The sequence below is a fragment of the Herpetosiphon sp. NSE202 genome, assembly GCF_042688385.1.
In the GTDB taxonomy this organism is placed as follows: Bacteria; Chloroflexota; Chloroflexia; order Chloroflexales; family Herpetosiphonaceae; genus Herpetosiphon.
In genome coordinates this window covers 243216-249549 of the sequence record NZ_JBHUPY010000011.1, presented here as the reverse complement: position 1 = coordinate 249549, position 6334 = coordinate 243216, and the positions used below count along the sequence as shown (strand labels likewise).

Genomic DNA, 6334 nt, shown 5'->3' with positions numbered 1-6334 from the left:
ATGGTTTGCACCATCCAGTATACCAACCTGAGGTCGTTCTGTATCCCCTGTTTACGCGTCCCTGTCCGCCCTTAAACCTTGAGGCGGGACGGAAGGGTGGTGAAACGAGGGATGAGCGATCAGGGATCAGGGATCAGGAACCACGAAGGCATTTGGCTAGCGGAAAATCATTGGAGTTGGCGACAGGTGGTTGGCATTGCACAGGATACTGATCCCCAGCCCCCGACCCCTTGCGTCGCAACCACGAAGAGCACGAAGATCGCCAAGTTTTGGGGTTACAGAATCAATAATAACAATCCAACAAACAAATATTAGGGGTGCAGGGGATGAAAACCCCTGCGTCTCCCGCCTTGAGGCGGGACGGAAGGGTGGTGAAATGAGTGACGAACGGAAACCGCGAAGAGCACGAAGGGGAGGAGGCGATTGGCTCTTGGCTATCGGAAAATCATTGGGGTTGACGACAGGTGGTTGGCATTGTACAGGATACTGATCCCCATCCCCCTTGCGTCGCAACCACGAAGGGCACGAAGATCGCCAAGTTTTGGGGTATAGAATCAAAAACAACAATCCAACAAACAAATATTAGGTGTGCAGGGGATGAAAACCCCTGCGTCTCCCGCCTTGAGGCGGGACGGAAGGGTGGTGAGCATTTGAATTGTAGCAAGTTCTAAAAATCCTACTCTTCGCGATTTAACAATTTTGGCGTATGATAGCCCATGATCGCTCTGCACAGAAAGGATACAACCATGCAGGTCAATCCAGGGATTTTCAAAGCCTACGATATTCGCGGGATTTACCCCAGCGAACTGAATGAAGATGTAGCATTTTTGATTGGACGCGCCTTCGCTTCGTTTTTGCAAGCAGAAAAAGTGATTGTTGGCCGTGATATGCGCACCTCAGGCCCATCGATTTTCGATGCAGTTACCCGTGGCTTGATGCACCAAGGCGCTGATGTGATCAACATCGGTATGGTCAGCACCGATCAATATTATTTTGCCTGTACCCAATTGGGCTTGCCAGGCATGATGGTTACGGCCTCGCACAACCCCAAACAATACAACGGCTTCAAGATGGTCAAAAAAATGCCTCAATTGCTCTCAGGCGATGCAGGCATTCAAGATTTGCGCACATTGGTCGAGAGTGAAGCATTTGCTGAACCAACCCGCCAAGGCAGCATGAGCGAGCTTGACCTCAGCGAAGAATTTATCGAATCGGTCTTGCAATTGATCGATGTCGCCAGCCTCAAACCGCTTAAAGTGATTGCCGACACAGGCAATGGCATGGTCGGGCCAATTCTCAAGCGAGTTTACGAACGCTTGCCAGTCGAATTGATTGGCCTGTATCTTGACCCCGATGGTACCTTGCCAAACCACGGGCTTGACCCATTGCAGCCAGAAAATCGCGCTGAACTTGAAGCCCGCGTGGTTAGCGAAAACGCCGACGTTGGCTTTGCCTTCGATGGCGACGGCGACCGCTTCTTTGCGATCGACAATCGCGGCCAATTTATCTCTGGCGATTTTATGACCGCCTTGATGGGCCAATACTTCCTTGAAAAACACCCAGGAGCCAAGATTCTGTATGATGTGCGGGCTTCGTGGGCCGTGCCCGAATTGATTGGCGCTGCTGGTGGTGTGCCGCTGATGGAGCGGGTTGGCCATGCCTTCATCAAGGCTCGTATGTCCAACGAAGGCGCGATTTTCGCTGGCGAAGTGACTGGTCACTACTATTTTGGCGATTTCAACTACGCCGATTCAGGCGTGATTCCATCGCTGATTATCTTGGAAATGCTTTCGAAAAAGGGCAAAACCCTGAGCGAATTGTTGGCTCCGCTTGAAGCAACCTACTTCATTTCAGGCGAAATCAACACCAAAGTTGCCGATGTGAAGGCTGTCTTGGCGACCTTGGCCGAAAAATACAGCGATGCAGAGCAACACACCATGGATGGCTTGTCGGTCAATTATCCTGATTGGCACTTTAATGTGCGTGGCTCCAACACCGAACCCTTGTTGCGGCTCAACCTCGAAGCTCGCAGCAAAGAGCTGATGGAAGCCAAACGCGACGAAGTGTTGGCGATTATTCAAGGGTAGCGACGAGGGGTCAGTGGCTAGCGATTAGGGGTCAGGTTGCAACCATGTTCCTTCACCCCCCAGCCCCCTCGCCCACTGCACGCGGGCGAGGGAGGAGCCGACCAGGGTTCTCAATACTTGTGTTAGAACCAGCGGATTAAAGCCCCTCGCCCGCGCCACGGGAGAGGGGTTGGGGTGAGGGGATCTTAAAACCTAGCTCTATGTTCTATGCTCTCCTGACCCCTGATCTCTAGTCCCTGGCCCCTTGATTAAATAGATCGTTTGTTCGCCTTTCATGCTATGATAGCAAGGCAGTTTATTGTAGTGATGAAGGAGCATTCAATGAACGATGGCTTGCAAAACCAAATTCCCCTTAGCGATGCCAATCCCCCAAGTATCCCCCCAACTGTTGATCGCGCTACCTTCCAAGCTGAGCTTGATACGATTCGCGTGCGCGAGAAAGCCCATACTCGCGAGGGCGATGCAATTGCTGCTGCGCGACGGCGCTTGCCGATGGTCGAAGTCGATGCAACAACGCCAGTCGTTGGCCCAAATGGCCCAGTTCGATTAATCGACGCTTTTGAAGGCCGCAGTCAGCTGTTTGCAGGTTATATGATGTGGTACGACGGTGCGAGTGCGGCGCAGCAATGCGAAGGCTGTAGCATGAATGTTGGCCATGTGCTTGAACTTGGCTACCTAAACTCGCGCGATGTGACCTTTGCCGTGTTTTGTCAAGGCCCATTTGCCGAGAGCAACCGCTACCGCGAATTTATGGGCTGGCCGATGCCTTGGTATTCTGTGCCAGAAGCCTCGCTTGATCGGCTGATTGCTGGTCGCCATTTTGGCATTTGGGTGTGCTATTTGCAACATAATGGTCGCGTATTTGAAACCTATTGGACGACCGGTCGTGGCTGCGAGCAGATGGGCAGCTCATATGCCATGCTCGATATGACAATTTATGGCCGCCAAGAAGTTTGGGAAGATTCGCCTGCTGGCTGGCCACAACGCTTTTTCAACACCCGCTCGGCCCAAATGCGCACCGATGAGCATGGCCACGCCGTCAATCGGCCTGCTGGCCGCCCAATTGCCCAATGGTCGCGCATCGCCGCTGGTTGCTCCGATGATCTTGCTGGCGCTGATAAATGAGCGTCGAGGGGTCAGGGGCTGGGGATTAGGGGGCAGCATTGAGCACATAGGAATTAAGCGATTTGGAAAATAACCTAAAACGTTGGAAACAGACTGATCTGCTGATTTGACTTCCTAGCCCCGACCCCTCGTCCCTGACAGCTGATCCCTACTTTTCATCTTTGACATAAGCAATTCTTGGTGCTACCATAGGCGCTGCGGGGAATTTTGGAAACGCATATCCCGACGTTGGAGGGTGCTCATGCAGCAGCAGCTAGAACAGTTTTTAGCCTATTTAACGGTTGAGCGCGGTTTAACCGGTAACACCATTGCCGCCTATCGAACCGACCTTGACCAATTTGTTACCTTTATTGTCGAACGCAACGCAGGCAGCTGGAGCAGCGTCTCCCGCGATGACCTGTTGGCGTTCTTGCTCTTCCTCAAAGAAAAGCGCTACGCAACCTCCACGATCGCACGTCGTACTGCTGCAATTAAATCGTTTTTTGAATACCTGCAAGGCCAACATATTATTGCCACGAATCCAACCGAAAACCTGGATTCGCCCAAGGTTGATCGTTTCTTGCCCAAAGCGATTACGGTCGCGCAAGTTGACGAACTGCTTGAATTGCCCCTTACGACCAGTGGCCCCGAAGGCCTGCGCGATAAAGCCATGCTCGAAGTCTTGTATGCCACTGGCATGCGCGTCAGCGAGTTGGTTGCGCTCGATGTTCAAGATGTCGATCTGAATAGCCATCAGATTCGTTGCTTGGGCAAGGCCAATAAGGAGCGTAGCTTGCCGATTGCTGGCAGCCCAAGCACCGCCTTGGAAGAATATCTTGATATGGCGCGTGGCCAGATTAGCCGCAACGGCGGCGACCCAGCCTTGTTTCTCAATCATCGGGGCAAGCGGCTTACCCGCCAAGGCTTTTGGTTGATCTTAAAGGGCTACGCCGAACGGTTAGGCCTGAGCGATTTAACCCCTCATACCTTGCGCCACTCGTTCGCAACCCATATGCTCAATCGGGGCCGGGATTTGCGCGAAGTGCAAGAGTTACTTGGCCATGCAAGTATTTCAACAACGCAAATTTATACCCAAGTAAGTAACGACCGCAGCGTTAAATACGATCAAGCAGCTCAGCGCCCAAAAATCGCTGATGCCGCCGAAGTCGAGTTTAGCGCTTAAGCAAATCAGTCGTTGGGCTGAATAGACATTCTGGCAGCTATGCTAGAGTTAGCCCCAACAACATGATGCCTATTGGCGATGAACCGTAGAAGTAGGCTGGAATTTCGCTCGCAGCGATGTGGGGATGGTGCAAGCCCACAAGCCGAAACCAGCAGAATGGCGACGGGGAGCCAATTACAATAGATCGCAAAGGTGCCTTGGTGTAAAACCAAGGAACTGGGGTGGAACCGCGAAGCGTTTTTTCTTCGTCCCCAGGCAGTGCTAGCAATGGCGTTGCCTGGGGATGACCGTTTTTAGCAAGGATGAACGACGAAGGATGAAGGATGAAATACGCTGAACTATCCCAAAATAGCGATCAATCGATCAGTGATTTGGCATATTTTCATCCCTCATACCTCATCCTTCATCCTTTTCATGGAGGTTTTTATGCCAGCAACAACGATGGATGAATTGGTTTCGTTATGCAAGCGGCGGGGCTTTATCTTTCCTGGCTCGGATATTTATGGCGGGTTGCAAGGAACCTACGATTACGGCCCGTTGGGGGTTGAACTCAAAAACAACCTTAAAGCCGCTTGGTGGCGAGCCATGGTCTATGAACGCGACGATGTGGAAGGCCTCGATGCGTCGATTTTGACCCATCGCTTGGTGTTGCGCCACTCTGGCCACGAAGCAACCTTTACCGATCCAATGGTCGATTGTCGTAATTGTAAAAGCCGTTGGCGTGCCGACCAACTCAAAGATAACAAATGTGAAAAATGTGGCTCAACCGATTTGACCGAGCCACGCCCATTCAATTTGATGTTCAAAACCGCCGTCGGGCCAGTTGCCGAAGAAGGCTCGTTTGCCTATTTGCGGCCTGAAACTGCCCAAGGCATCTTTACCAACTTCAAAAATGTGGTTGATTCAACCGCTCGCCGTTTGCCTTTTGGGATTGCCCAAATTGGCAAGGCATTTCGCAACGAAATCACGCCGCGCAACTTTATCTTCCGCGTGCGTGAATTCGAGCAAATGGAGCTTGAATTCTTCGTGCAGCCTGGCACCGACGACGAATGGCATGGCCAATGGGTCGAGGCCCGTTTGCAATGGTGGCGCGATCAAGGCTTGCTCAGCGAAAATCTGCAAGCCTATCATCAAGCAGGCGATGAATTGGCTCACTATGCCAAAGCCTGCGTCGATATTCTGTATAAATTCCCGCATGGCTTGGAAGAATTAGAGGGGATTGCCAATCGTACCGACTTTGACCTTGGCTCGCATACCCGCAGCCAAGCAGATTTTGGCTTATCGGCAAACGTCGATCCCAATGAAGATAGCACGGCCAAATTGACGATTCCGCACCCAGAAACCCAAAAACCGCTGGTGCCATTCGTCATCGAGCCATCGGCAGGGGTCGATCGCGGGGTTTTGGCGGTTTTGACCGAAGCCTACACCAAGGAAACCTTGGAAAACGGCTCAGAACGCATTGTCTTGAAGCTCAAGCCCCACTTAGCGCCAATCAAGGTTGCGGTGTTGCCGTTGGCCCGCAATAAGCCAGAGATCGTCGAAAAAGCCAAAGCTGTTAAAAACTTGTTGATGGCAACCGGCATTGGCCGCATTTTCTACGAAGATACTGGCAACATCGGCAAGGGCTATCGCCGTCACGACGAAGTTGGTACGCCGTTCTGTATCACCGTCGACTTCGATACCTTGGGCCGGGGCGACGATCCCAGCTTAACCGACACGGTGACTGTGCGCGACCGCGACACCATGAGCCAAGTGCGGATTCCAATTAACGAATTGGCCGCCTACATTCGCGAACGCCTAGTCTAAACCGCCAATTCAAGCTTACTCTTCAGCCAAGCTCAGTTCATGGGCTTGGCTTTTTTAATGGTAGCAAGCTGTAACCTAAAGTTGAATAAGAGGCTAAACGAAGGTGGTACAATAGCGCTAGAACTCATGCCTACAATCCCACACCCTGAGGAGC

Annotated in this window: 4 protein-coding genes; all 4 read left to right on the top strand. The window is 52.0% G+C overall.

Annotation, left to right across the window (positions count from 1 at the left end):
- The first annotated feature begins 746 nt into the window (after positions 1 to 746).
- Positions 747 to 2087 (top strand): phosphomannomutase/phosphoglucomutase, encoded by a 1341-nt coding sequence (locus tag ACFMKP_RS14440; RefSeq protein WP_382292655.1) that lies wholly within the window; start codon positions 747 to 749, stop codon positions 2085 to 2087.
- A 321-nt stretch (positions 2088 to 2408) separates the two neighbouring features.
- Entirely contained in the window at positions 2409 to 3212 is an 804-nt protein-coding gene (locus ACFMKP_RS14435; protein ID WP_382292654.1) for a DUF899 domain-containing protein, read from the top strand.
- Between the two features lie 241 nt (positions 3213 to 3453).
- Entirely contained in the window at positions 3454 to 4374 is a 921-nt protein-coding gene (xerA, locus tag ACFMKP_RS14430; protein WP_382292653.1) for a site-specific tyrosine recombinase/integron integrase, read from the top strand.
- Between the two features lie 426 nt (positions 4375 to 4800).
- Positions 4801 to 6180 (top strand): glycine--tRNA ligase, encoded by a 1380-nt coding sequence (locus ACFMKP_RS14425; RefSeq protein ID WP_382292652.1) that lies wholly within the window; start codon positions 4801 to 4803, stop codon positions 6178 to 6180.
- The last annotated feature ends 154 nt before the right edge of the window (positions 6181 to 6334 follow it).